The sequence below is a fragment of the Microbacterium allomyrinae genome (assembly GCF_020682705.1).
Classification (GTDB): domain Bacteria; phylum Actinomycetota; class Actinomycetes; order Actinomycetales; family Microbacteriaceae; genus Microbacterium; species Microbacterium allomyrinae.
Genome location: NZ_JAGTTN010000002.1, coordinates 572,951 through 596,926, shown reverse-complemented (window position 1 = coordinate 596,926; position 23,976 = coordinate 572,951). Strand labels below are relative to the sequence as shown.

The following is a 23,976-nucleotide window of genomic DNA, read 5'->3' as shown; positions in this document are numbered from 1 at the left end:
CGGAGCGCCGTCGCTCCGACGCGAGGACGGCGGAGCATGCTGGGACGATGAAGGTCGAGGACGCGGCATCCGAGTACGCGCATCACCTGGCGGAAGTGCGGCGCCTTTCGCCCGCGACCGTGCGCGCGTACCGCGCCGATCTGGCGAGTCTCGCCCAACTCTGCGCGGGCACCGAGCTCGCCGATGTCGACCTCGAGGTGCTGCGGGAATGGCTCTGGCAGGCCACCCGTCGCGGCGACGCCCGTTCGACGATCGCGCGCCGGACGGCCGCCGCCCGGGGCTTCTTCTCCTGGGCGTGCGAGACAGGAGCGATCGGTGACGACCCGAGCCTGCGGCTGGTCGCACCGAAACGAGGTCGCTCGCTTCCACAGGTCGCGACGAGCGACACTCTGTCTTCGGTCCTCGCTCGACTGGAGACGGCAGCGGGCGACGGCGATCCGGTCGCGCTGCGCAATCACGCGATCCTGGAGCTGCTGTACGGATCGGCCGTGCGCGTGTCAGAGTTGTGCGGCCTGGACGTCGACGATGTCGATCCGGAGCGACGCACCGCCCGGGTGCTCGGCAAGGGTTCGAAGGAGAGGGTGGTGCCCTTCGGTCTTCCCGCACTCCGCGCTCTCGACGCGTATCTCGTCCGAGGGCGTCCCGCGTTGCTGTCGCGGCGAGCAGGTGATGCACAGGCGCGTGTCGAGTCCGCGGTGTTCATCGGTGCACGCGGAGCTCGGATCGGCTCACGCGCGGTGTACGACCTCGTTTCGCGGGAGCTCGGTCCCGAACTCGGAGCAGCGGTCGGACCGCACGCACTGCGGCACTCGGCAGCGACGCATCTGCTGGATGGCGGTGCTGATCTGCGAGCGGTGCAGGAGATCCTCGGCCACGCGAGCCTCGGAACCACCCAGATCTACACACACGTTTCGAACGAGCGGCTCGTAGCCTCCTATCGATTGGCGCATCCGCGCGCCTGAGCGTTCTCAGCAGCAGGGCAGCAGCACCGCGCGAGGCACGCCCCCGAGCAGGAGCATCGGATTGATGTACTCGCCGTGCAGGCGCACGCCGAAGTGGAGCGTTCCCGGCGTCGCGTGCCCGCCGAGCGTCAGCAATGCGATCGGGGTGCCGCGCACCACGTGCGTGCCGACTGCGAGAGTCGTGGAGACCGGCTCCAGCGTCGTGACCAGACCTCCGCCATGATCGATCGTCAGGATTCCTCGTCCCGCGACCTGCCCGGCGAACGCCACCGCTCCGTCAGCCGGTGCGCGCAGCGCCGCGCCGGCGAGTGGCTCCAGATCGATGCCGCGGTGGCCGGGGCCGTACCGATGGGCGGGCGCGACGAAGGCGTGGACGAGGCGGAATGATGCCGCCGGCCACATCCAGCCGAGTGAGGCGAGTTCACCGGATTCTGCGGTCGCGGCGCGTTCACCGGCGTCGGCGCGACGTGCGGCACCGGCCGGCCCCGCAACGAGGATGGTGGCCAGCAGCAGGAATGAGGTGAGGCGAAGTGTGAAGCGGCGCCGGCGGAATGCGGGAACGTGCATGTGCACGACGATCCCTCAGCGCGCCCACTCGGTGTGCGCGGGGTGCGAGAACGGTGGACACCTGGCCGGGCGGAGCACCCGGGGGAGGAGCCGCGACTGATACACTGGACTCGCACTCCGCTCGTCGGAGTGACTCCGCGTGCCCAGAGCGCAGCGATCGTCTTGAGACATCGCGGCGCGGCATCCAACTCCCAACGGTCTTTCTCGAGAGCCTCGCGCAATCGAAGAGCGGGAGTGTGCCGGGCACCAGGCTCGCCGATCACATGTCGGCGCGACACAACCGCAAGAGGCGCGCATGCGCCAGAGAAGGAGAACGGCCATGGCCGTCGTCACCATTCGCCAGCTGCTCGACAGCGGCGTCCACTTCGGACACCAGACCCGTCGGTGGAACCCGAAGGTCAAGCGCTTCATCCTCACGGAGCGCAGCGGCATCCACATCATCGACCTCCAGCAGTCGCTTTCGTACATCGACAAGGCGTACGAGTTCGTCAAGGAGACCGTCGCCCACGGTGGCACGGTGCTCTTCGTCGGCACGAAGAAGCAGGCTCAGGAAGTCATCGCCGAGCAGGCGACCCGCGTCGGCCAGCCCTATGTCAACCAGCGCTGGCTGGGTGGACTGCTCACCAACTTCAGCACCATCTCCAAGCGCCTCGCTCGCATGAAGGAGCTCGAGGAGCTCGACTACGAGACACCGGCGAACAGCGGCTTCACAAAGAAGGAGCTCCTGCTCAAGAAGCGTGAGCTCGACAAGCTGCACAAGTCGCTCGGCGGCATCCGCAACCTCCAGAAGACGCCTTCGGCGATCTGGGTCGTCGACGCCAAGCGCGAGCACCTCGCCGTCAACGAGGCCGCCAAGCTGGGTATCCCGGTGATCGGCATCCTCGACACCAACGCCGACCCGGACGAGTTCCAGTACCCGATCCCCGGCAACGACGACGCGATCCGCTCGGTGGGCCTGCTCACCCGCATCATCGCCGACGCCGCCGCCGAGGGCCTGATCCAGCGCCACCAGCCGACCGAAGAGTCGGCCGAGGCCGAGCCGCTGGCCGACTGGGAGCGCGAGCTGCTCGAGCAGGGCGCTGCCGAAGAGGTCGCCGAAGCTGTTGCCGAGGCCGTCGTCGAGGCTGAGGCTGCCGAGGGCGTCGAGGTCGTCGAGGTCGACGTGGTCGAGGTCGTCACCGAGACCGCCGACGGCATCGAGGTCGAGGTCGTCGAGGTGGACGTCGTCGAGGCGACCGCCGAGGCATCGGCCGAGTAAAGCCCGCTCTTCTGCCCGGCGTCCGCGTTGATCGCGGACGCCGGGCATCCACGAGAACTCACACAATCAAGGAGCCGCCACTCATGGCAAACTTCACGATCGCCGACATCAAGGCGCTGCGCGAGCAGCTCGGCACGGGAATGGTCGACACCAAGAAGGCCCTCGAGGAGGCCGACGGCGACCTCGAGAAGGCTGTGGAGATCCTGCGCCTGAAGGGCGCGAAGGGCAACGCCAAGCGTGCCGATCGCTCCACCAGCGAGGGACTCGTCACGGCGAAGGAGGTCGACGGAAAGGTCACGATCCTCGAACTCAACACCGAGACCGACTTCGTCGCGAAGAACGACCGTTTCGTCGCGCTGGCCGACAAGGTCCTCGACGCAGCCGCCGCGGTCGCCGCGGACTCGGTCGAGGCCGCCCTTGCCGCTCCGGCGGGCGCGCAGACCGTCGCCGAGCTCATCTCGGACGAGGCCGCGATCATCGGCGAGAAGGTCGAACTGCGTCGCGTGCGCACGCTCTCCGGTGACAACTTCGAGATCTACCTCCACAAGACGAGCAAGGACCTCCCGCCCCAGGTGGGCGTCGTCCTCGCCTACACGGGCGATGACGCCGAGACCGCGCGCAGCCTCGCGCAGCACATCTCCTTCGCCAACCCGTCGTACCTGAGCCGCGACGAGGTGCCCGAGGCCGATGTCGACAAGGAGCGTGAGATCGTCACCGAGATCTCGCGCAACGAGGGCAAGCCCGAGGCTGCCCTTCCGAAGATCGTCGAGGGCCGTGTCAACGCGTTCTTCAAGCAGGTCGCACTGCTCGACCAGGACTACGCGAAGGACAACAAGCAGTCCGTCGCGAAGGTCGCGCAGGATGCCGGTCTGACTCTGACCGACTTCGCGCGCTTCAAGGTCGGCGCGTAGCAGTTCGAGAAGCCCGCATCGGATTCCGGTGCGGGCTTTTCTCATGCCCTTCGGTAGTTTGTCGTCAACGAGAGGATCATTGTGATCAGTGAGAACACCGGACGCCGTCGCGTCCTCCTGAAGCTCTCCGGCGAGGCGTTCGGCGGAGGCCAGCTGGGGGTCAACCCCGACGTCGTCAGCCAGATCGCTCGCGAGATCGCCGCCGCGGTCGACCGCGTCGAGATCGCCATCGTGGTCGGCGGAGGAAACTTCTTCCGCGGCGCGGAGCTCAGCCAGCGCGGCATGGACCGCGGCCGTGCCGACTACATGGGCATGCTCGGCACCGTGATGAACGCTCTGGCGCTGCAGGATTTCCTCGAGCAGGCAGGCGCCGCCACACGCGTGCAGTCCGCGATCTCTATGACGCAGGTCGCCGAGCCGTACATCCCGCGGCGTGCGGAGCGGCACATGGAGAAGGGCCGCGTCGTCATCTTCGGCGCGGGTGCCGGTCTGCCGTACTTCTCGACGGACACGGTAGCGGCCCAGCGCGCGCTCGAGATCGACGCGCAGGAGGTCCTCGTGGCGAAGAACGGCGTGGACGGCGTGTACACCGCCGACCCCAAGAAGGATGCCACGGCCACCAAGATCGACCGCATCACGTACATCGATGCTCTGCAGCGCGGACTCAAGGTGGTCGACTCCACCGCGTTCAGCCTGTGCATGGACAACAGCATGGACATGCGCGTGTTCGGGATGGAGCCCGCGGGCAACGTCACCCGGGCGCTGCTGGGCGAGTCCATCGGGACTGTCGTCACGGCGTGAATCGCCCCGCTGAGTAGACTGATCAGGCCCCACCCCGATGAAGGAGAAACTGTGATCGCGGACGTCTTGGCTGATGCCGGAGCTCGAATGGACCGCGCTGTCGAGTCCGCGAAGGAGGACTTCGCGACTGTTCGCACCGGGCGTGCAAATCCGCAGCTCTTCCAGAAGGTGCTCGTGGACTACTACGGCACTCCGACCCCTCTCGCCCAGCTCGCGTCGATCAACAGCCCCGAGGCTCGCTCGTTGATCATCACTCCGTACGACAAGTCGGCGCTCAAGGGGATCGAGCAGGCCATCCGCGACGTCCCGAATCTCGGGGTGAACCCGACGAACGACGGCAACCTCGTACGCATCACGATGCCTGAGCTGACCGAGGAACGGCGCAAGGAGTACGTCAAGCTGGTGCGCTCCAAGGGTGAGGACCACAAGGTCCATCTGCGCGGTATCCGTCGCAAGTCCAAGGACGACCTCGACGCGCTGAAGGGCGAGTTCGGCGACGACGAACTGGCACGTGCCGAGAAAGAGCTCGATGCCCTCACGCGCACGCACGTCGACGCCATCGACGAGGCACTCAAGCGCAAAGAGGCAGAACTGCTCGAGGTCTGAGGCCTGCGTATGACGGATGCATCCGGGGGACGGGGAAGCGACGGCGACCCCCACGACGTGTCGTCCACACGCCGGGAGTTCGGCGACTCGCGACGAGAGGCGAACGAGGCACGACGTCAGGCCGAATCGGCTGATTCGGGTGCTATCCAATCGCACATCCGTGCCGCCAAGAGCGAGTTCGAGAGTCAGGTCGCCCAGGCCAAGGCGGAGTTCGAAGAGGCCAATGAGCGCATCAAGGAGCGCACCGGGCGCGACCTGATCCTTGCCACCGTGATCGGCGTCGCGATCGGCGCCGTGGTGCTCGGGTCGCTGATCTTCGTGAAGTGGGCATTCCTCCCGCTCGCGCTGGCGGCGGTGCTGCTTGCGATCTTCGAGTTCTCGCGCGCGCTCATCGCGAGCGGTCGCCGCGTCGACATCGTGCCGCAACTGATCGCCGGTGCCGTGATCGTGGGCTCGGCGTACTTCGTGACCGCCTGGCTGCACTGGGTGATCCTCTTCGTCGCCCTCGCCTTCGTCGTCGTGTGGCGGCTCGTCGCCCAGATGACCTCGCGCGATGGCCGCACCTACGCCACCGTGCTCGGCGATGTGCTGATCGCCGGCTTCGTCCAGCTGTACGTCGCGTTCCTGGGCAGCCTCTGCATCGTCCTGCTGAGCAAGGACGGCGGCGAGTGGTGGGTGCTCGCGTTCATCATCATCGCGGTCGCGGCCGACACGGGCGCGTACGCCGCCGGACTGACCTTCGGGAAGCATCCGATGGCGCCGCGCATCAGCCCCAAGAAGACGTGGGAGGGCTTTGCCGGCGCCGCAGCCGCGGCGGTGCTCGCCGGCGTGCTGGTCGGCATCTTCATGCTCGGCCTGGACTGGTGGATGGGCGTGGTGCTCGGCATCCTGATCCTGGGAACGGCGACCGCCGGTGACCTGGGAGAATCGATGATCAAGCGCGATCTAGGGATCAAGGACATGAGCTCCTGGCTTCCGGGGCACGGCGGTGTGCTCGACCGGCTCGACTCCATCCTGCCGTCGACCGTCGCGGCGCTGGCCCTGTACTACCTCTTCACCCCCCTGGTGGCATCATGACGACATCCGAGACGTCTGCTCGGAGTTCCTTTCCCGAGACGCGCGGTCGCGAGAAGGGGTACGAGAAGCGCGCCGTCGACGCGTTCCTGGATCGTGCTCGAGCCTCGTTCGAGTCCGGGGCCGACGCGCTCACGTCGGCCGACATCCGGCAGGCGGCCTTTCCTCTCGTGCGCCATGGCTATGTGATCGGCTCGGTTGATGCCGCGCTGGGCCGTATCGAGGACGCCTTCGCCGCGCGTGAGCGCACGAACGCCGTCACCACGCAGGGTGCGCAGGCGTGGGTGGGAAGCACCCGCGACACGGCGCAGATCGTGCTCGACCGCTTCTCGCGGCCGCGCAAGCGCCGGTTCGACCGCCTCTCGTCGCTGCGCTACGGCTATCGGGTCGACGAGGTCGATCTGGTCTCCGACAAGATCGCGCGCTATCTCGAGACCGGCGACCCACTCTCGGTCGAGCAGGTGCGCTCGGTCGCGTTCCGCATGCAGCGTGGCGGCTATCGCGAGGTGCAGGTGGACGCGGTTCTCGATGCGGTCGTGGAGGTCATGCTCGCGGTCAAGTGACCACGAGCGGGCTTGCGGATGGCCGTGCTGGCGACCGGGTTTGGAATCGGGACGGTGCCCGCGGCTATCATCGAAGCACTGTGACTTCCGGAAACGAGCTGACCCCCACCAGGCGCGCCCGTCGTCAGGATGTGTCGACCCGCGCGGACGCCCGGCCTCAAGGCCCTCGTCGCCTCCCGGTCGCCAAGCTCCGGTGGTCACGTCGCCGGGGTGTTCTGGGCGTCTTCGCCGCTTTCGCCGCCGTCGGTTTCGTCGCGGCGTACATCGGACCGACGAGCCTCGCACTGAGCGAGGCGAGCGCCGAGGAGGTGCCGCCGATCTCGCTGTACGCCAGCAGTCTCGGCGACATCCAGGTCTTGGCCGTCGATGCCGATGCCGAGCCGAGTGAGGCGGCCGTGCTCGATCGCGGCGGCTACTCGGTCTACGTCAAGCCCAAGCCCACGCCGACTCCCGTCGCGGCGACCACCTCTTCGTCTTCGAGCGGTTGGCGCCCCCCGTTCGTGACTCCCGACCCCGGGACGGCGCAGGCGATCGCGTACGAGATGGTGCTCGCGCGCGGGTGGGGCGACGACCAGTTCGCCTGCCTGGTGGCGCTGTGGAACAAGGAGTCCGGCTGGCGCGTCAACGCCTACAACGCCGGCAGTGGCGCCTACGGCATCCCGCAGGCACTTCCCGGCGGGAAGATGGCGTCGGCAGGCGCGGACTGGGAGACCAACCCCGCGACCCAGATCTCGTGGGGACTCGGCTATATCGGCGGCCGCTACGGCACGCCGTGCGGCGCGTGGGATCACTCCCAGCGCGTGGGCTGGTACTGATCCCATGCCACGGGCGAACCGCCGCCGACCGGACCACAGCGGCGATGATCCGCTGGAGCGCCTGCTCGCGGGATGGAAGCGCACCGAGATCCGCCGCGGCATCGAGTGGACGGTGCAGCCCGTGTCGGCCGCACAGGCGCAGAAGAGCTACACGTGCCCGGGTTGCGGGCGCTCGATCGATGCCGGCGTCGCGCACCTCGTGACGTGGCGTGCGGATGGGGTACTCGGCGACGCCGCGGACCTCGCCGCGCGCCGGCACTGGCATCAGCATTGCTGGAGAGTGGGCTGACATGGAGATCCGCGGACCGATGCTGCTGCCGGCGCGCCGGGAGGAGATCGAACTCGAGACTCTCGACGGGCTGACCCTCGTCGGAGAGCTCGCCGTGCCCGAGGACCGTGAGCCGGTCGCGACCCTGGTGACGCTGCATCCGCTTCCCACCGCCGGCGGGTTCATGGATTCGCACATCCTGCGCAAGGCCGCCGCGCGTCTGCCTGCGCTGGCGGACCTCGCCGTGCTGCGCTTCAACACACGCGGCACCACGTCGCCGCGGGGTACGAGCGAGGGGGCGTTCGACGGCGGACGTGCCGAGGCATTCGATCTCGCCGCCGCGATGGCCTTCGTGCACGAGCGCGGCCTTCCTCGTCCATGGCTCGTGGGATGGTCGTTCGGCACCGAGATCGCCCTCAAGTACGGACGGGACCACGCGGTCGAGGGCGCCGTTCTGCTGTCGCCGCCGCTTCACCGAGCGACGGAAGCCGAGGTTGCCGCGTGGGCCGGAGACGAGCGGCGACTCATCGTCCTCGTGCCCGAGTTCGACGACTATCTGCGACCGGATGCCGCGATCGAGCGATTCGCGAGCGTGCCCGAGGCCGTGATGATTCCGGTAGAGGGCGGCAAGCATCTCTGGGTGGGCGAGAGTCAGACGCGAAGGGTGCTGACCGAGATCGTCGCCGCCGTGAATGCCGACGCATTGCCGCTGGCGACCGAGTGGACGGGTCAGGTCGTCGCCGACGCCTGAGCGTTCACGCGCCAGTGAAGCCCGTTCACGCGCCTGCGAGGCGCGTCAACGCTCGTTCTGTCGCGGGATCACGACCTGGCGGTAGAGGATCAGGATGCTCGCCGCGACGGGGATCGCGACCAGTGCGCCGAGGAGTCCGAGCAATGACCCCCCTGCGAGCGCAGCGATGACGACCACGGCCCCGGGGACCGAGACGGCACGGCCCATGATGCGCGGTGAGATCACGTACGCCTCGATCTGCATGTAGATGAGGTAGTAGATCGCGGCGATCAGAGCGGTCGTCGGGGAGCCGAGCCCAGGGATGAGGCAGGTCAGGACGATGATCGTCGAGCCCGTGAGGGTTCCGACGAGCGGGATCAGCGAGAAGAAGAAGGCGATCACGGCGAGCACGGCGGGGAACGGTGCGTGGATGATCGTCAGGAAGATCGCGCTCAGCACGCCGTTGATCACGCCGAGGCTGAGCTGGCCGATGACGTAGAAGCCGACCGAGTCGGTGATCTGCTCGCCGAGGTCCATGACTCGGGCGCGTTTGGATGCGGGCGCGAGCTGATAGACGGCCCGCTTGAGGCTCGGAGTCGAGGCCGTGAAGTAGATCGTGAGGATGAGCACGATGAAGGCGCCGGCGAGACCGCTGAGAATGGTGCCGCCGATGACGATGATGCTCTCGCCGATCGTGCCGCCGATCGCCCCGTAGTCCAGCGTGTCGAGCCACTCCTGCACCGCCTGGAACACGTCGTCGACGCGCAGTAACGGGAAGGTGTCGGTCATCCACTGGCGAAGCTCTTCGAAGGGATTCCACGTTCCGTCCTCGAACAGCTCCTGGATGGCTGCCACGAGCTGTCCGACCTGCTGCACGATGATCGGCACGATCATCAGGATGATGCCGGCGAAGGCGGCGAGGACACCGAGGATCGTGACGAGCACAGCCGCCCAGCGGGGGAGCTTGCGGCGCTCGAGCCAGGCGACGATCGGGTCGAGACCGAGGGAGAGGAACAGGGCCGTGCCCACGTACAGCAGGATCGTCGAGAGCGTCTGGATGCTGCCGATGAGCAGAAGACCGAGCCCGACGCCCAGTGTTCCCACGAACGCGACCCGGAACGGATTGTGCACCTTCATGGATCATCCCTCCCGTCGGCGCGCGCCGAAAGTCTGTTCCGTCAGGATACGCATCGGGAACGCTCAGGCTCTGCAATGAGCCTCCCGGGCGCCTTTCAGGCGATGTTCGCTAGTCTGAAACGTCGAATCGAAGAGCCGCGCCATGCTCCCGCGGCTCCGGAAAGGTGTTCTTCGTGCGTTTCGTATGGGCGGTAGCGGCATTCGTGCTCGCTGCCGTGATGATCGGGGCTGGCATCGCCCAGCGAACGGTCTTCCAGGGACCCAAGACCGAGACGGCGACGATCTCGCTCGAGGACGAGGCCCCGTATCTCGTCGTCGACGGCGCTGTGCTCAATCAGCTTCCCGGAACGCAGACGCTGCGTGCCCAGGGCGACGGCGAGATCTTCGCCTCGTACGGACGTACTGCCGATGTGCAGGCCTGGTTGGCCGACGCCGAGTACAACCGCGTGACGCTGAACGACGAGAGCGAGATCGTGACCACGCTGGTCGAGCCCGAGCCTGCCGAGGAAGCTCCCGCCGAGGGCGATGCCGCAGACCCGGCGACCGACGAGGCTGCGGACGCGGAAACCGAGGAGTCCGCGGATGCCCCGGCCGGCACGACCGGGCGAAACCCCGCCGGATCAGACCTCTGGCTCGACGAGTACCAGCAGAGCGACATCCTGATCGCGCCGCTGCAGCTCCCCGATGAGATGAGCGTGCTGATCGCCGCTGACGGCACAGCCGCCGCCCCCGCCAGCGTGTCGGTGACCTGGCCGCTGCAGTCCACCACACCGTGGGCCGGCCCGTTGATCGTCGGGGGCGCGATCTTGATGGCCGTCGGAGCGTTCCTCTACATCCTCGGCATCCGCCACGCGCGCCGCTCGCGGGGACCGAGGCGCAAGGGGCTGCCGCTCGCTGTGACGGAGCCGATCGACATCACGATCGACGACCCCGACAAGGGCGTCATCAGCTCGTCGACCCGCACCCGACGCTCTGTCACGAACGGCCGGCGCGCCTTCGCCGTGCTTCCGGTCGTCGCGGTCTCGGCGCTGCTGTTCACCGGCTGCTCCGCCGACTCCTGGCCCCAGTTCGGCTCGACGCCGACACCGACTCCCACCGCGACGGTCATCGCTCCGGAGGGTCAGCAGGCCCCTGCGGTCACCAAGGCGCAGGCGGAGCGCATCCTGACGCGCATCGCGTCGACGGTGGCCGACGCCGATGCGGCGCTGGACGGCGATCTCGCTGCGACGCGACTCGAGGGTGCGGCGCTCGCGCTGCGCGAGACCAACTACAAGCTGCGCGCGTCCCTCACGGACTACGCGGCACCCTCGGCGATCCTGTCGAAGCCGCTCAAGATCATTCTTCCGCAGGCCTACGACGGGTGGCCGAGATCGGTGATCGCCGTCGTCGATGACGCGGAGTCCAAGACGTCCAGCATCATGGTGATGACGCAGCAGGATGCGTGGTCGGACTACAAGCTCTCGTACGCAGCCAGCCTCGAGGCGTCCACCGAGATGCCTGCCCTCGCTCCCGCCTATATCGGAGCAACGCAGGTGGAGCCCGATTCGCCGTTCCTCCTGCTGGCTCCGGAAGATGTCGCGGCAGCCTACGCCGACGTCCTCAACAAGGGCGAGGAGAGCGAGTTCTACGACCTCTTCGAGGTCGAGGGGGATCAGCTGCGCGAGAGCATCGCCGCCGACCGTCAGCGGCGGCTCGAATCGTTCAACCAGACGGCTTCATCCACGGGCACACTCGAGTTCGCGTCTACTCCTGGTTCGCAGCCGCCGTTCGCGCTGGCGACCGTCGAGAGCGGCGCGATCGTCGCGGTGAACCTCTACGAGTCCGACACGGTCAAGCCGACGAATGAGGATGCCGTGATCAAGTTGGACGGCAACACCACCGTCAAGACCCTGTCGGGTGTGGACCAGTCGGCCACGGGGTTCCAGACGACGTTCAGCGACCAGGTGTTCTTCTATGTGCCGGGTCCAGGCTCGAACGAGAAGATCACACTCCTCGGATACTCCTCCGACATCCTCGACGCGAAGGTGCTCTAGTGACCGATCCCGCCATCGGTGCCGCCGTACGCGGCGCCGTCGACCTGTCCTCGCTGCGCAATCGTCCGGCGGCGCCACCCGCGGGCGCGGAATCTGCGCCGAGCGAAGGCGTCGTGGTGCCGACACTCGTGATGGACGTCACTGATGAGACGTTCCCCCAGGTGCTCGAACTGTCGCGCACCGTTCCGGTCGTGATCGACCTGTGGGCAGAATGGTGTGGTCCGTGCAAGCAGCTGAGCCCTGTGCTCGAGCGCGTCGTCACGGAGCTGGCCGGGCGCCTGGTGCTCGCGAAGGTCGACGTGGATGCGAACCCGCAACTCTCGCAGGCCTTCCGCGCCCAGTCGATCCCGATGGTCGTCGCACTGGTCGCCGGCCAGCCGGTGCCGCTGTTCAACGGCGCGGTGCCCGAGCAGCAGGTGAGAGAGGTGTTCGACCAGCTCCTCCAGCTCGCCGCGCAGAACGGTGTCAATGGCACGGCGAGGGTAGAAGGCGCCACCGACGACGAGCAGCCCGCCGATCCGGTGGAGCCTGCCGAGCCGCCGTTGCCGCCGCTGCATGCCGAGGCGTACGACGCGATCGAAGCCGGCGACTATCCGCGCGCGATCGCGGCCTACGAGAAGGCGCTGGCGGAGAATCCGCGCGACGAAGAAGCGCGCGCAGGACTCGGCCAGGTGCGTCTGCTGGACCGGGTCCAGACCGCGGACCTGCAGGCAGCGCGCGCGGCCGCGGCCGCGGACCCGTTGGATGTTGCGGCGCAGTTCGCCGTCGCCGATCTCGACGTATCGGGCGGCCACGTCGAGGATGCGTTCGGACGCCTGCTCGACCTTTTCGCGCAGCTGCCCGCCGACGAGCGCGCTCCGGTGCGGGAGCGCCTGATCGAGCTCTTCGGGCTCGTCGGCGACGCCGACCCGCGTGTCACTGCGGCACGGGGCCGACTCGCATCCCTGCTGTTCTGAGGGTGCTCTGAAGGCGTCGCCACGTTGACGTGATCCCGCCCGGGGTGCTCAGCCCTGTGTAGGCGACGGGATGTGCGCCTCGGGATCGTGGCGCAGCCACAGCACACCGAGCGGCGGCAGTACCAGCGAAGCTCGTCCGCCCTCGCCAGCGTGAACGACGCCCATGTTTCCGACGCCCGAACCGCCGTACACCTGTGCGTCGGTGTTCAGCACCTCGTGCCATACCCCGCGCTCAGGCAGGTCGAGCTGATAGGACGTGAGCGGCGTCCCCGAGAAGTTCGCGGCGACCACGATGGTGTTGCCATGCCAGTCACGCCGGGCGAAGGCGATCACATTCGGGTTCCACTTGGGCGCGCCCAATCGCGTGAAGGCGGCTCCGTCGCTGTCGCGCGCCCAGAGCGCCGAGTGCTCGCGGTAGATGCTGTTGAGCGCCGCCACGTAGCCCTGCAGCTGAGCATGGGCGGGCTGATCGAGCAGCCACCAGTCCAGCGAGCGTCCTTCGGACCATTCGGACAGCTGGCCGAATTCCTGACCCATGAAGAGCAGCTGCTTGCCGGGGTGAGCCCACATGTACGCCAGGAAGGCGCGCATGTTCGCCAGTTTCTGCCAATGGTCTCCCGGCATCCGTCCGAACAGGCTTCCCTTGCCGTGGACGACCTCGTCGTGGCTGATCGGGAGCATGTAGTTCTCGCTGAATGCATAGACGAACGAGAACGACAGCTCTCCTTCGTGGTGCGAGCGGTACATCGGATCGCGCGCGATGTACTGCAGAGAATCGTTCATCCAGCCCATGTTCCACTTGAAGCCGAATCCGAGCCCGGCGTGATCGGTCGGGGCGGTCACTCCTGGAAAACTCGTGGACTCTTCGGCGATCATCGAGATGCCCGGATACCTCTTGTAGGCGGTCGCGTTGACCTCTTGCAGGAAGCGGATCGCCTCGAGGTTCTCCCGCCCGCCATGGACGTTCGGCACCCACTCGCCGGCCTCACGGGAGTAGTCGAGGTAGAGCATCGAAGCGACGGCGTCGACGCGCAGTCCATCGACGTGGAACTCCTCGAACCAGTAGAGCGCGTTCGCGACGAGAAAGTTGCGGACCTCGTTGCGGCCGTAGTCGAAGATGTACGTACCCCAGTCGCGGTGTTCGCCGCGACGCGGATCCGCGTGCTCGTAGAGCGGTTCGCCGTCGAAGCGCGCGAGGGCGAAGGCATCTTTGGGGAAGTGCCCGGGAACCCAGTCCATGATCACGCCGATGTCAGCGCGGTGCAGGCGATCGATCAGGTAACGCAGGTCGTCGGGATGCCCGTACCGGCTGGTGGGAGCGTAATAGCCGGTGACCTGATAGCCCCAGGACCCGCCGAAGGGGTGCTCGGCCAACGGGAGGAACTCCACGTGCGTGAAGCCCTGCGCGGTGACGTAGTCGATGATCTGGTCGGCTGCCTCGCGATAGGTCAGGCCCTGTCGCCAGGATCCCAGGTGCAGCTCGTACACCGACATGGGTTGGGAGAGCGGCGTGGAGCGCGCGCGCCGCGCCATCCACTCCGTGTCGCCCCAGCGGTATGAGGACTGCATGACGACGGAGGCCGTGGCCGGGGGGACCTCGGCGAAACGCGCCATCGGGTCGGCCTTGAGCACCCATTCGCTGCGCCGGCTCAGCAGCTCGAACTTGTATGTGGTCCCGGGGCCGATGTCGGGTATGAAGATCTCCCACACGCCGCTGCCGCCCATCGACCGCATGGCGTGCCCCTGGCCGTCCCAGTTGTTGAAGTCGCCGACCACGCGCACTGCGCGGGCGTTCGGGGCCCAGACGGTGAATGCGGTGCCATTCACACCGTCGTCTTCGCGGACGTGTGCGCCGAGGACGCGCCAGAGCTCTTCGTGACGCCCTTCGCCGATCAGGTGGAGGTCGAGCTCGCCGATGGTCGGGCGATGACGGTAGGGATCGTCCTGGAGGAAGTCCGGGCCCTCCGCGTACGTGGCCGAGAGCTCGTACGGGCGCAGCGCCCCCGCGCGCGCTCCTTCCCATATTCCGGAGCGGACATGCTCCAGCGGAACCCGGGTGCCGTCGTCGAAGACGGCGGTGACGCTGCGTGCGAGCGGGCGGCGAGCGCGGATCGTCCAGGTCGCGGCACCCTCGGCATCCGTATCGGGATGGATGCCGAGCACCGCGTGGGGATCGTGATGCGAACCCGCGGCGACGGCATCGAGAATCTGGTCCGAGGGCGTCATCGGGTCTCCTTCACGTGCAGGATGTGCATCGGCTCGGTGAACGCGTCGAGCATCACGTAGTTGTGCTCGGACCACGTCCATCGTGCGCCGGTGATCAGGTCTTCGACCTCGAAGGGGGTCCCGGGTTCGACGCCCCATACTCGGGTGTCGAGGTGGATCATCGTCTGACGCACGGAGTGGGGATCGGTGTTCACCACGACGATGACCGTATCGCTGCGCCCCTCGGGGGAGAGCTCGGCCGAGATGTGTTTCGCATAGACCAGGATCGCGTCGTCATCGCTCCAGTGGATGCTGAGGTTGCGCAGCTGCCGAAGCGCCGGGTGAGCGCGGCGGATCTCGTTGAGCCGCGTGAGAAACGGGGCGAGGGAATCGCCGTGCTCGAGGGAACCTGCCCAGTCGCGCAGCTTGTACTCGTACTTCTCGTTGTCGATGTTCTCTTCGGACCCCGGGCGAGCGACGTTCTCGAAAAGCTCGTAGCCCGCGTACACCCCGTAGCTGGGCGCCGCCGTGGCCGCGATCGCGGCGCGGATCACATACGCCGGACGGCCCCCGTACTGCAGGTACTCGGTGAGGATGTCAGGGGTGTTGACGAAGAGGTTCGGCCGGAGGAAGTCCGCCGTCTCGTGCGCGAGAGACGAGAGGAACTCCTCAAGCTCTGCCTTCGTGTTGCGCCAGGTGAAGTAGGTGTAGCTCTGCTGGAATCCCGCAGCGGCCAGGCTCTGCAGTGCGGCGGGACGAGTGAAGGCCTCGGCCAGGAAGATCACGTCGGGGTTCTCGGCGTTTACGGTCGAGATCAGCCACTCCCAGAACTGCAGGGGCTTGGTGTGGGGATTGTCGACGCGGAAGACGTTGACGCCCTGCGCGATCCAATGACGCACCACGCGCAGCACCTCGGCGCGGATGCCCGCCGGATCGTTGTCGAAGTTGACCGGATAGATGTCCTGGTACTTCTTGGGCGGGTTCTCGGCGTAGGCGATCGATCCGTCGGGCAGGGTGGTGAACCACTCCGGGTGCGCGGTGACCCAGGGATGATCGGGGGCCGCCTGGAGGGCGAGATCCAGTGCGACCTCGATGCCCTCGGCGCGCGCGGCACGCACGAAGGCTCGGAAGTCGGCGAGCGTGCCGAGGTCGGGGTGCACGCTGTCGTGGCCGCCCGCCGCAGATCCGATCGCCCAGGGCGAGCCGGGATCGCCCGGCTGCGGGTCGAGCGTGTTGTTCGGGCCCTTGCGGTTGAGCGTCCCGATCGGGTGGATCGGGGGCAGGTACAGGATGTCGAAGCCCATCTGCCCGACGGCAGGCAGCCGTTTGGTCGCCGTACGGAAGGTGCCGCTCTTGATGGTGCCGTCCTTGAGGCGCCGGGCACCCTCGGAACGCGGGAAGAACTCGTACCACGCTCCGACGCCTGCTCTCTCGCGCTCGACGAGCAGTTCATGATCGTCGCCGACGGTGACGAGCGACATCAGCGGCCGCGACTGGAAGTACGCGGCGACCGCGGGATCGCGGACGACCGCGAGCGCGCCCTCGTCGTCCGTTCCGCTCTCGCGCAGCATCGCCGCCGCGATCGTGAGAGCCGCTCGCTGCGCGACGGGCCGCGACTTCTCGGCGACGGCGCGGTCGAACAGCGCCGCGCCGAGTTCTCGCATGACCGCGACATCCACGCCCGCCGCGATCTTGAGATCGGCGGCGTGCTCCCACGTCGCGAAGTCGTCGCCGAACGATTCGAAGCGGAAGCTCCAGATCCCCTGTTCGAGGAGGGTGACCGACGTCTCCCAGCCGTCGAGTCCATCCTCGAGCGCGCGCAGCCGGTGCAGCGATACGTCGCCGGACGGAGACACCAGACGGACCTGAACACCGATGCGGTCGTGCCCTTCGCGGAATGCGGTCACCCGGAAGGGGACGGTCTCTCCCGCGAACGCCTTGGGCCGATAGGGCCCCCACGGCACCGTCGGGGCCGGCTTCGCGAGCGGGATGCGTCTAGCCGCCGTATCGGGTTCGGGCTGCCAGGAACGGGCATCGCGGACGGGGATGGCGGAGGCGCTCCGCCACGGGCGGGAGCGCGCGGAGCGCGTCGTCGTGACCACGTCTCGAACCTACCGTGCGACTGCACCGTGTGACAGGCGGCGCGGACGGCGTCGAGTCATACGGCCTGGAAAAGACGCATCGAGGTTCCTCCCAGCGAGACGACGTCTCCCGGCGCGTACTCGGTCGGATCGGCGCCGGGCGTCTCGTCCTCACTCGACCACAGCGCGACGAACCTGGTGACGCCCTCGACGTCGGGCAGCGTGACCTCGGTCGCGCGCTCGGTGCCGTGGATCATCAGGAGCACTCGGTTGAACGATTCGGTCTCGGGTGTCGACGCGGCCACGTACTGCAGCGTCCGATGCGCGGGATCCGTCCAGCGTTCGATCGACATCGTCTCGCCGTGCTCGTCGTACCACTCCATCACCGAGGCGGAGGGCGTCCGCTCGTCGAGCCGTGCGAAGCGAATCGGCCGGAGCGCAGGATTCTCATGGCGCAGCCGGATGAGGTGCCGCACGTGCGCGTACAGGTCCTCCTGCCAAGCAGCGTGATCCCACGACAGCCAGGTGAGAGGCGAGTCGTGGCAGTACGCGTTGTTGTTGCCGCGCTGAGTCCGGGCGTACTCGTCGCCCGCGGTGAGCATCGGCACTCCGGCCGACAGCAGCAGGGTCCCCAGCAGGTTGCGCATGGCCTTGCGTCGCGTGGCGAGGATCCGCTCGTCGTCGGTGGGTCCTTCGGCGCCGTGGTTGAACGAGCGGTTGGTGTCGGCGCCGTCGCGATTCTGTTCGCCGTTGCCCAGGTTGTGCTTCACGTCGTAGCTCACGAGATCGCGCATCGTGAAGCCGTCGTGAGCCGTCACGAAGTTGATGCCTGCGAGCGGTCCGCGCTCGTCGCTGAATGTGTTGGCCGATCCCGAGAGCCGGTTCGCGAACCCGCCGATGCCCACCGGCGAGGTCGAGGCCCGGCGGGCGTAGTCGACGTCGCTGAGCCAGAAGTTGCGGACGCGGTCGCGGTAGCGGTCGTTCCATTCGGTCCAGCCGTCACCGAAGTTGCCGGTCTGCCAGCCGCCCATTCCGACGTCCCACGGCTCCGAGATCTTCTTCACGCCGGCCAGTGCGGGGTCGTCGATGATCGCGCGCAGCAGCGGATGCTCCGGAGTGAACGTGTGCGCGGCATCCCGGCCCAGCGTGGCGGCGAGATCGAAGCGGAAGCCGTCGATCTGCACCTCGTTCGCCCAGTAGCGGAGCGAGTCCAGCACCAGGCGGGATGCGGCATCCGTCGAGGTGTTCACGGCGTTGCCGCAGCCGGTGACATCGATGTAGGCGCCGTCGTCCTGCTGCCGGTAGTACGCACGGTTGTCGATGCCACGCAAACTCGTACGGGGGCCGCCGATGCCCTCCTCGGAGGTGTGGTTGTACACGACGTCGAGAATCACCTCGAGGCCGGCCTCGTGCAGGAGCTTGACCATGCTCTTGAACTCGCGGAGCACGGCGTCCGGGCCTTGGCGACGGGCCTCTTCAGTGGCGTACTCGGCGTGCGGCGCGAAGAAGTTGAGGGTGTTGTAGCCCCAGTAGTTCGCGAGGCCGTGCTGCAGCAGCCGCGGCTCGGTGACGAAGGCGTGGATCGGCAGGAGCTCGACGCTGGTGACTCCGAGATCCAGCAGGTGGCGCACCATCGAGGGGTGCGCAAGGCCCGCATAGGTGCCGCGCAACGCGCCCGGCACGTCGGGGTGTCGCTTCGAGAGACCCTTGAGGTGCCCCTCGTACATCACGGTCCGATCCAGCGGGATGCCGGGCTTGGTCACACCATCCCAGTCGAACGAACCGTCCACGACCGCGGAGCGCCAGCCGTCGAAGCTGTTTCGCACGACGCCACGGGAGTACGGCTCGATCAGGAGCGTGCCGCGGTTGAAGGTGTTGCCGGGGGAGTGCGGGCCGTCCACCCGGATGGCGTAGCGCGTCCCGGGGCGCAGCAGCGCCGTCGTCGTCGTCCACACGTCGCCGACCGTCGCCACGAGCGGCACGGTGTCGGTGATCCAGTCGAGGTCGGTGTCGTCGAAGATCACCAGCTCCATGGAATCGGCGGAGGAGGACCACACGCGCAGTGTTCCGCCGTCGGGACCGAGGGTGACCCCCAGATCATCGAGATCCGGGCTGAGCAGACCCGCGGCGGCGGTCGCGATGGCGGGCTCCGTGGTGACCATGCGGACTACGATAACCATGCTGTGAGTCACGGACGTTACGGGACCCGGTCCCGGGCGCGTCGAGACTCGGGTGCAGCCTCGGGCGCCGGCGCGGAGCCTGCGACGAATCGGTGAAGGGGGTCGTGTGACGGTCTATCTGGACCACGCCGCCACGACGCCGCTGCGGCCCGAGGCCCGTGATGCCTGGCTCGAGGCCGTCGGCCCGGTCGGCAACGCCTCGTCGATCCACGGTGCCGGTCAGCACGCGCGCCGCGTCCTCGAAGAGGCGCGGGAGCGTCTCGCAGCCGTGCTCGAGTGCGACCCGCCCGAAGTCGTCTTCACCTCCGGGGGAACGGAGGCGGTGAATCTCGCGGTCAAAGGGCTGTGGTGGGCGCGCGACGCGGATGCCGCGGCGGTCGTCCTCCCCGACGGTGAGCACCACGCGACCCTCGACGCGGTCGAATGGCTCGTCGGGCAGGGGGCGATGATCCGCCCTGTGCACCTCGACGCCGTCGGCCGTATCGATGCCGCCGCCTTTACCTCGGAGCTGGCGGGCGCCGCCTTCGCCACTGCGCTCGTGGCCAACAACGAGGTGGGCACGCTCAACGATGCGGCGGAGCTGTCGGCCGCGGCGGCGGCCGAGGGAGTCGCTCTTCACCTCGATGCGGTGGCGGCGTTCGGGCATACTCCGGTGTCGTTCAGGACGTGGCGGGCGGGTGCGCGCGGCCGGGGCGGGCTTGCGGCCCTCAGCGTCTCGGCGCACAAGGTCGGCGGGCCTGCCGGAGTCGGTGCTCTGGTCGTGGCCCGCGATGCTCGGCTCTCGGCGCTGATGCACGGCGGGGGGCAGCAGCGGCGCCTTCGCGCGGGTACGCAGGACGTCGCGGGTGCTGCAGCCTTCGCGATCGCCGCCGAACTCGCGGCATCCGAGCTCGATGCCGAATCTCGCCGGTTGACGGTGTTGCGAGAACGCCTGATCCACGGCATCCGGACCACGATCCCCGGGGCCGAGCTCCTGGGGGATCCCGAGCGACGCGTCCCGGGCAACGCGCACCTGCTCTTCCCCGGCGCCACCGGAGAGACGCTCCTCTTCCTCCTCGATCGGGCGGGCATCGCCGTCTCGACGGGGTCGGCGTGCCAGGCGGGGGTTCCCGAGCCGTCGCACGTCGTGCTGGCCATGGGGCGCACGAACGCCGAAGCCCGCGAGGTGCTGCGATTCACGCTGGGGCGCACCAGCGACGACGACGACGTCACCGCCGTCCTCGATGCCCTGCCCGAGGCGGTGGAACGCGCGCGGGCGGCATCCGGGCCGCGTTCAGGCGTCCGCTCGTAGACTGGACCCATGCGGATCCTTGCGGCCATGAGTGGTGGAGTCGATTCCGCCGTGGCGGCCGCACGTGCCGTCGAGGCGGGACACGATGTCGTCGGCGTTCACCTCGCGCTCTCTCGCGCCGGGGGAACCCTGCGCACCGGCAGCCGCGGCTGCTGCACCATCGAAGATGCGATGGATGCGCGTCGCGCCGCCGATCGCCTCGGGATCCCGTTCTACGTGTGGGACTTCTCGGAGCGCTTCCGCGACGATGTGATCGACGACTTCATCGCCGAGTACCGCGCCGGCCGCACTCCGAACCCGTGCATGCGGTGCAACGAGAAGATCAAGTTCGCAGCTCTCCTGGAGCGCGCGCTGGAGCTGGGCTTCGACGCCGTGTGCACCGGGCACTACGCGACGCTGGTGGACACTGCCGACGGGCGAGAGCTGCACCGGGCATCGGATGCCGCCAAGGACCAGTCCTATGTGCTGGGCGTACTGACGGCGGATCAGCTCGCGCACACGTACTTTCCCCTCGGCTCGACGCCGTCCAAGGCGGTCGTTCGCGCCGAGGCGGAGGCACGCGGCCTGACCGTGGCGCACAAGCCCGACAGCCACGACATCTGCTTCATCCCCGACGGTGACACGCGCGGCTGGCTCGCCGAGAAGGTCGGGGCCGAGCAGGGCGAGATCCTCGACCGCTCCGGCGCGGTCGTCGGCACGCACGAAGGCGCCCACGCCTTCACTGTGGGTCAGCGTCGCGGGCTTCAGCTGGGCGTACCCGCTTCCGACGGCAAGCCACGCTTCGTTCTCGAGGTGCGCCCCGTGTCGAACACGGTGGTGGTCGGCCCCAAAGAGGCGCTCGCGACCGCCGAGATCGCGGGAGAGCGGATCTCGTGGGCAGGCCGCAAGCCCGCCGCATCGGTCTTCGCGTGCGACGTGCAGATCCGGGCTCACGCCGATCCCGTTCCGGCCGCCGCGCGGCTCGAGGACGGCGTTCTCACGGTTGTGCCGCGGGCGCCCTTCGACGGCGTCGCGCCGGGGCAGACCGCCGTGCTCTACGAGGGAACGCGGGTCATCGGCCAGTTCACGATCTCGCGCACCGTGTCGGCCGTTCCCGTCTCGGCGTGAAGGTCGCACCCCGCTCCTAGACTGGGCGGGTGACTGAGCTTCCGGGCGATCTTCCCGTCGACTTCGACCAGGCGCGGGACGAAGCGTCCGCTCTCCGCGAGCGGATCGAGCGGTATCGCGTGACCTACTACTCCGAGGGCGTGAGCCTCGTCAGCGACGCGGAGTACGACGTCGAGATCCACCGCCTCGAGGCCCTCGAGCGTGCGTTCCCCGAGCTCCTGACGCAGGACAGCCCGACCCAGCAGGTGGGTGCCGGGATCGTGTCAGTGGGCTTTCCCTCGCACGAGCACGCCGAGCGGATGCTGAGTCTCGACAACGTGTTCACGATCGAGGAATTCCGAGAATGGGCCGATAAGACGCGCGCGGCCGCCGGCGCTCCGGTGCGGTGGCTCAGCGAGCTGAAGATCGACGGTCTCGCGATCAGCCTCGCCTACCGCGACGGGGTCCTCGAGACGGCGACCACCCGGGGCGACGGTCGCGTCGGCGAGGACATCACCGAGAACGTGCAATGGATCCCCGCGATCCCGCACCGGCTGACGGGAACGGGATTTCCCGCATTCTTCGAAGTGCGCGGCGAGGTATTCCTGCGCGGCGAGGACTTCGAGGTGCTCAACGAGCGGCAGCACGCACTCCAGGCGGCATTCGCCGCCGATCAGATCGCACGCGGGCGCGATGCCGATTCGGTGCCGACACGATTCCCCGAGTTCGCGAATGCGCGCAACACCGCAGCGGGCAGTCTGCGACAGCGCGCCGAGAACAAATCGCCCGAGCAGCTCGAGCTGATGCGCGACCGCCTCGGCCGCCTCGCCCTGTATCTGCACGGGATCGGCGCCTGGGAAAGCCCCCCGATGCGCGACCAGTCCGAGATCTACGGCCTGCTCGCCGGCTGGGGACTGCCCGTCTCGCCACACACCCGGGTCTTCGACACGGTCGACGAGGTGGTCGCCTACATCGCGGAACGCGGTGCGCATCGCCACGACGTCGAGCACGAGATCGACGGCATCGTGGTCAAGGTCGACGAACTGGCGCTGCACGCGGAACTCGGTGCGACGAGCCGTGCGCCGCGGTGGGCGATCGCGTACAAGTACCCGCCAGAAGAGGTGTACACGCGTCTGCTCGACATCGTCGTGGGCGTCGGGCGGACCGGCCGCGCCACCCCCTACGCCGTCATGGAGCCGGTGAAGGTCGCCGGCAGCACGGTACGTCAGGCGACGCTGCACAACCAGCAGGTGGTCAAGGCGAAGGGCGTGCTGCTGGGTGACACCGTGGTCCTGCGCAAGGCCGGCGACGTCATCCCGGAGATCCTCGGGGCGGTCATCGAACGCCGCGACGGTTCCGAGCGCGAATGGCGGATGCCCGAGACCTGCCCGGAGTGCGGGCACACGCTGCGTGCCATGAAAGAGGGCGACATCGACCTGCGCTGCCCGAACGCGCGGGCGTGCCCCGCGCAGGTGCGAGGCAGGGTCGAGCACATCGGCTCCCGCGGCGCGCTGGATGTGGAGGCCCTCGGCGAGGTCACCGCCGCGGCCCTCACCCAGCCGGCGGAACCGAGCACGCCGCCGTTGGTCACCGAGGCGCGCCTGTTCGAGCTGACCGTGGACGAGCTGGTGCCGATTCAGGTCGTCGTGAGAGATGCCGAGACCGGCCTGCCCAAGGAAGACGACGACGGCGTCGTCAAGATGCGGGCACCGTTCCAGAAGACACGGAAGGACTACCCGCCGGGTAGCGAGCACATGACCCCGGCGGAGCGCCGGACCGCCGGCATCCGCAAGGACTTCGTCGTCGTATCGCCCTCAGAGGCCGCGACCAAGCTCATCGCCGAGCTGCAGCGGGCACGCACGAAGGAGCTGTGGCGGCTGCTGGTCTCACTCAACATCCGGCGTGTCGGCCCGGTGGCCGCCCGGGCGCTGGCCGAATGGTTCGGCAGCCTCGACCTCATCCGCTCGTCGAGCATCGAGGACCTCGCGGCCGTGGAGGGTGTGGGGCCGCTGATCGCGGATTCCCTGCTGGAGTGGTTCCGGGTGGACTGGCACCAGGAGATCGTGGAGCGCTGGACGGCGGCAGGCGTGCAGTGGGAGACGCCCGGTCACCCGGGTCCCGGTGCGGCGGTCGCTGCCGGGGGTGTGCTCGAGGGGCTCACGGTGGTGGCGACGGGCTCACTCGAGGGCTATTCGCGCGACGGCGCCCAGCAGGCCATCATCGACGCCGGCGGCAAGGCCGCCTCCAGCGTCTCCAAGAAGACGGACTTCGTCGCGGCCGGCCCCGGCGCCGGAGCCAAGCTCGGCAAGGCCGAAGATCTCGGCGTGCGGATCATCGACGCCGCGCAGTTCCACATCCTGGTCACCGAAGGTCCCGCGGCCCTGGACGCCCTCGCCCCCGACGCAGGATGATCACCGTGGCGCGCGACGGACTCGTCCGCTGACCTCCGCGG

The 23,976-nt window shown here is 68.2% G+C and carries 20 protein-coding genes; 15 read left to right on the top strand and 5 right to left on the bottom strand.

Features of this window, described 5'->3' with window-relative positions; translation table 11 throughout:
• Positions 1-47: 47 nt before the first annotated feature.
• Entirely contained in the window at positions 48-962 is a 915-nt protein-coding gene (locus KEC57_RS09210; RefSeq protein ID WP_229384278.1) for a tyrosine recombinase XerC, read from the top strand.
• Positions 963-968: 6 nt separating this feature from the next.
• Here the strand turns inward: KEC57_RS09210 and KEC57_RS09205 are convergent, their stop codons facing one another.
• Positions 969-1,529 carry a murein hydrolase activator EnvC family protein gene (locus tag KEC57_RS09205; RefSeq protein ID WP_229384277.1) on the bottom strand — a complete coding sequence of 187 codons (561 nt, stop codon included), beginning with the start codon at positions 1,527-1,529 and terminating at the stop codon, positions 969-971.
• Positions 1,530-1,848: 319 nt separating this feature from the next.
• Between KEC57_RS09205 and rpsB the strand changes: the two genes are divergently transcribed.
• The 9 genes from rpsB to KEC57_RS09160 all read left to right on the top strand — a co-directional run bounded on the left by rpsB (position 1,849) and on the right by KEC57_RS09160 (position 8,576).
• On the top strand, positions 1,849-2,787 hold the full coding sequence (gene rpsB, locus KEC57_RS09200; RefSeq protein ID WP_229384276.1) for a 30S ribosomal protein S2: 939 nt from the start codon (positions 1,849-1,851) through the stop codon (positions 2,785-2,787).
• An 83-nt stretch (positions 2,788-2,870) separates the two neighbouring features.
• Positions 2,871-3,698 (top strand): translation elongation factor Ts, encoded by an 828-nt coding sequence (tsf, locus tag KEC57_RS09195; RefSeq protein ID WP_229384275.1) that lies wholly within the window; start codon positions 2,871-2,873, stop codon positions 3,696-3,698.
• 81 nt (positions 3,699-3,779) lie between these two features.
• Positions 3,780-4,499 carry a UMP kinase gene (gene pyrH / locus KEC57_RS09190; RefSeq protein ID WP_229384273.1) on the top strand — a complete coding sequence of 240 codons (720 nt, stop codon included), beginning with the start codon at positions 3,780-3,782 and terminating at the stop codon, positions 4,497-4,499.
• Positions 4,500-4,550: 51 nt separating this feature from the next.
• A complete protein-coding gene (gene frr / locus KEC57_RS09185; RefSeq protein ID WP_229384272.1) occupies positions 4,551-5,105 on the top strand; it encodes a ribosome recycling factor in 555 nt (184 codons plus the stop codon).
• Between the two features lie 9 nt (positions 5,106-5,114).
• On the top strand, positions 5,115-6,182 hold the full coding sequence (locus KEC57_RS09180; RefSeq protein WP_229384271.1) for a phosphatidate cytidylyltransferase: 1,068 nt from the start codon (positions 5,115-5,117) through the stop codon (positions 6,180-6,182).
• Positions 6,179-6,742 (top strand): DivIVA domain-containing protein, encoded by a 564-nt coding sequence (locus tag KEC57_RS09175; RefSeq protein WP_229384269.1) that lies wholly within the window; start codon positions 6,179-6,181, stop codon positions 6,740-6,742. The genes KEC57_RS09180 and KEC57_RS09175 overlap by 4 nt, the downstream gene beginning before the upstream one ends.
• Positions 6,743-6,822: 80 nt before the next feature.
• On the top strand, positions 6,823-7,557 hold the full coding sequence (locus tag KEC57_RS09170) for an aggregation-promoting factor C-terminal-like domain-containing protein (RefSeq protein WP_372457000.1): 735 nt from the start codon (positions 6,823-6,825) through the stop codon (positions 7,555-7,557).
• Positions 7,558-7,561: 4 nt separating this feature from the next.
• Positions 7,562-7,846, top strand: coding sequence for an Rv1322 family protein (locus KEC57_RS09165; RefSeq protein WP_229384268.1), 285 nt, complete (start codon positions 7,562-7,564; stop codon positions 7,844-7,846).
• Between the two features lies 1 nt (position 7,847).
• Positions 7,848-8,576: an alpha/beta hydrolase gene (locus tag KEC57_RS09160; protein WP_229384266.1), complete on the top strand. Its 729-nt coding sequence runs from the start codon at positions 7,848-7,850 to the stop codon at positions 8,574-8,576.
• Between the two features lie 45 nt (positions 8,577-8,621).
• On the opposite strand, the gene KEC57_RS09155 is transcribed toward KEC57_RS09160, so the two are convergent.
• A complete protein-coding gene (locus KEC57_RS09155) occupies positions 8,622-9,692 on the bottom strand; it encodes an AI-2E family transporter (RefSeq protein WP_229384264.1) in 1,071 nt (356 codons plus the stop codon).
• A 173-nt stretch (positions 9,693-9,865) separates the two neighbouring features.
• On the opposite strand from KEC57_RS09155, the gene KEC57_RS09150 reads away from it, so the two are divergent.
• Positions 9,866-11,725 (top strand): DUF8094 domain-containing protein, encoded by a 1,860-nt coding sequence (locus tag KEC57_RS09150; protein WP_229384262.1) that lies wholly within the window; start codon positions 9,866-9,868, stop codon positions 11,723-11,725.
• Positions 11,725-12,681, top strand: a complete 957-nt coding sequence (locus KEC57_RS09145) for a tetratricopeptide repeat protein (RefSeq protein ID WP_229384261.1) — start codon at positions 11,725-11,727, stop codon at positions 12,679-12,681. Before KEC57_RS09150 ends, KEC57_RS09145 begins: the two co-directional genes overlap by 1 nt.
• 48 nt (positions 12,682-12,729) lie before the next feature.
• On the opposite strand, the gene glgB is transcribed toward KEC57_RS09145, so the two are convergent.
• From glgB to glgX, 3 genes are read right to left on the bottom strand one after another with little or no spacing between them, the layout of a single operon-like run.
• The gene (glgB, locus tag KEC57_RS09140) at positions 12,730-14,907 is read right to left on the bottom strand and encodes a 1,4-alpha-glucan branching protein GlgB (RefSeq protein ID WP_229384259.1); all 2,178 of its coding nucleotides are present in this window, start codon (positions 14,905-14,907) and stop codon (positions 12,730-12,732) included.
• Positions 14,904-16,988, bottom strand: a complete 2,085-nt coding sequence (locus tag KEC57_RS09135) for a maltotransferase domain-containing protein (protein WP_229384258.1) — start codon at positions 16,986-16,988, stop codon at positions 14,904-14,906. The genes glgB and KEC57_RS09135 overlap by 4 nt, the downstream gene beginning before the upstream one ends.
• 56 nt (positions 16,989-17,044) lie before the next feature.
• Positions 17,045-19,129: a glycogen debranching protein GlgX gene (gene glgX / locus KEC57_RS09130; RefSeq protein ID WP_229384257.1), complete on the bottom strand. Its 2,085-nt coding sequence runs from the start codon at positions 19,127-19,129 to the stop codon at positions 17,045-17,047.
• A gap of 124 nt (positions 19,130-19,253) precedes the next feature.
• Here glgX and KEC57_RS09125 point away from each other — a divergent pair, with 124 nt between their 5' ends.
• From KEC57_RS09125 to ligA, 3 genes are read left to right on the top strand one after another with little or no spacing between them, the layout of a single operon-like run.
• Entirely contained in the window at positions 19,254-20,438 is a 1,185-nt protein-coding gene (locus KEC57_RS09125; RefSeq protein WP_229384256.1) for a cysteine desulfurase family protein, read from the top strand.
• Between the two features lie 9 nt (positions 20,439-20,447).
• Positions 20,448-21,545 (top strand): tRNA 2-thiouridine(34) synthase MnmA, encoded by a 1,098-nt coding sequence (gene mnmA, locus KEC57_RS09120; RefSeq protein ID WP_229384254.1) that lies wholly within the window; start codon positions 20,448-20,450, stop codon positions 21,543-21,545.
• Positions 21,546-21,574: 29 nt separating this feature from the next.
• Positions 21,575-23,935, top strand: a complete 2,361-nt coding sequence (ligA, locus tag KEC57_RS09115) for an NAD-dependent DNA ligase LigA (RefSeq protein ID WP_229384247.1) — start codon at positions 21,575-21,577, stop codon at positions 23,933-23,935.
• The last annotated feature ends 41 nt before the right edge of the window (positions 23,936-23,976 follow it).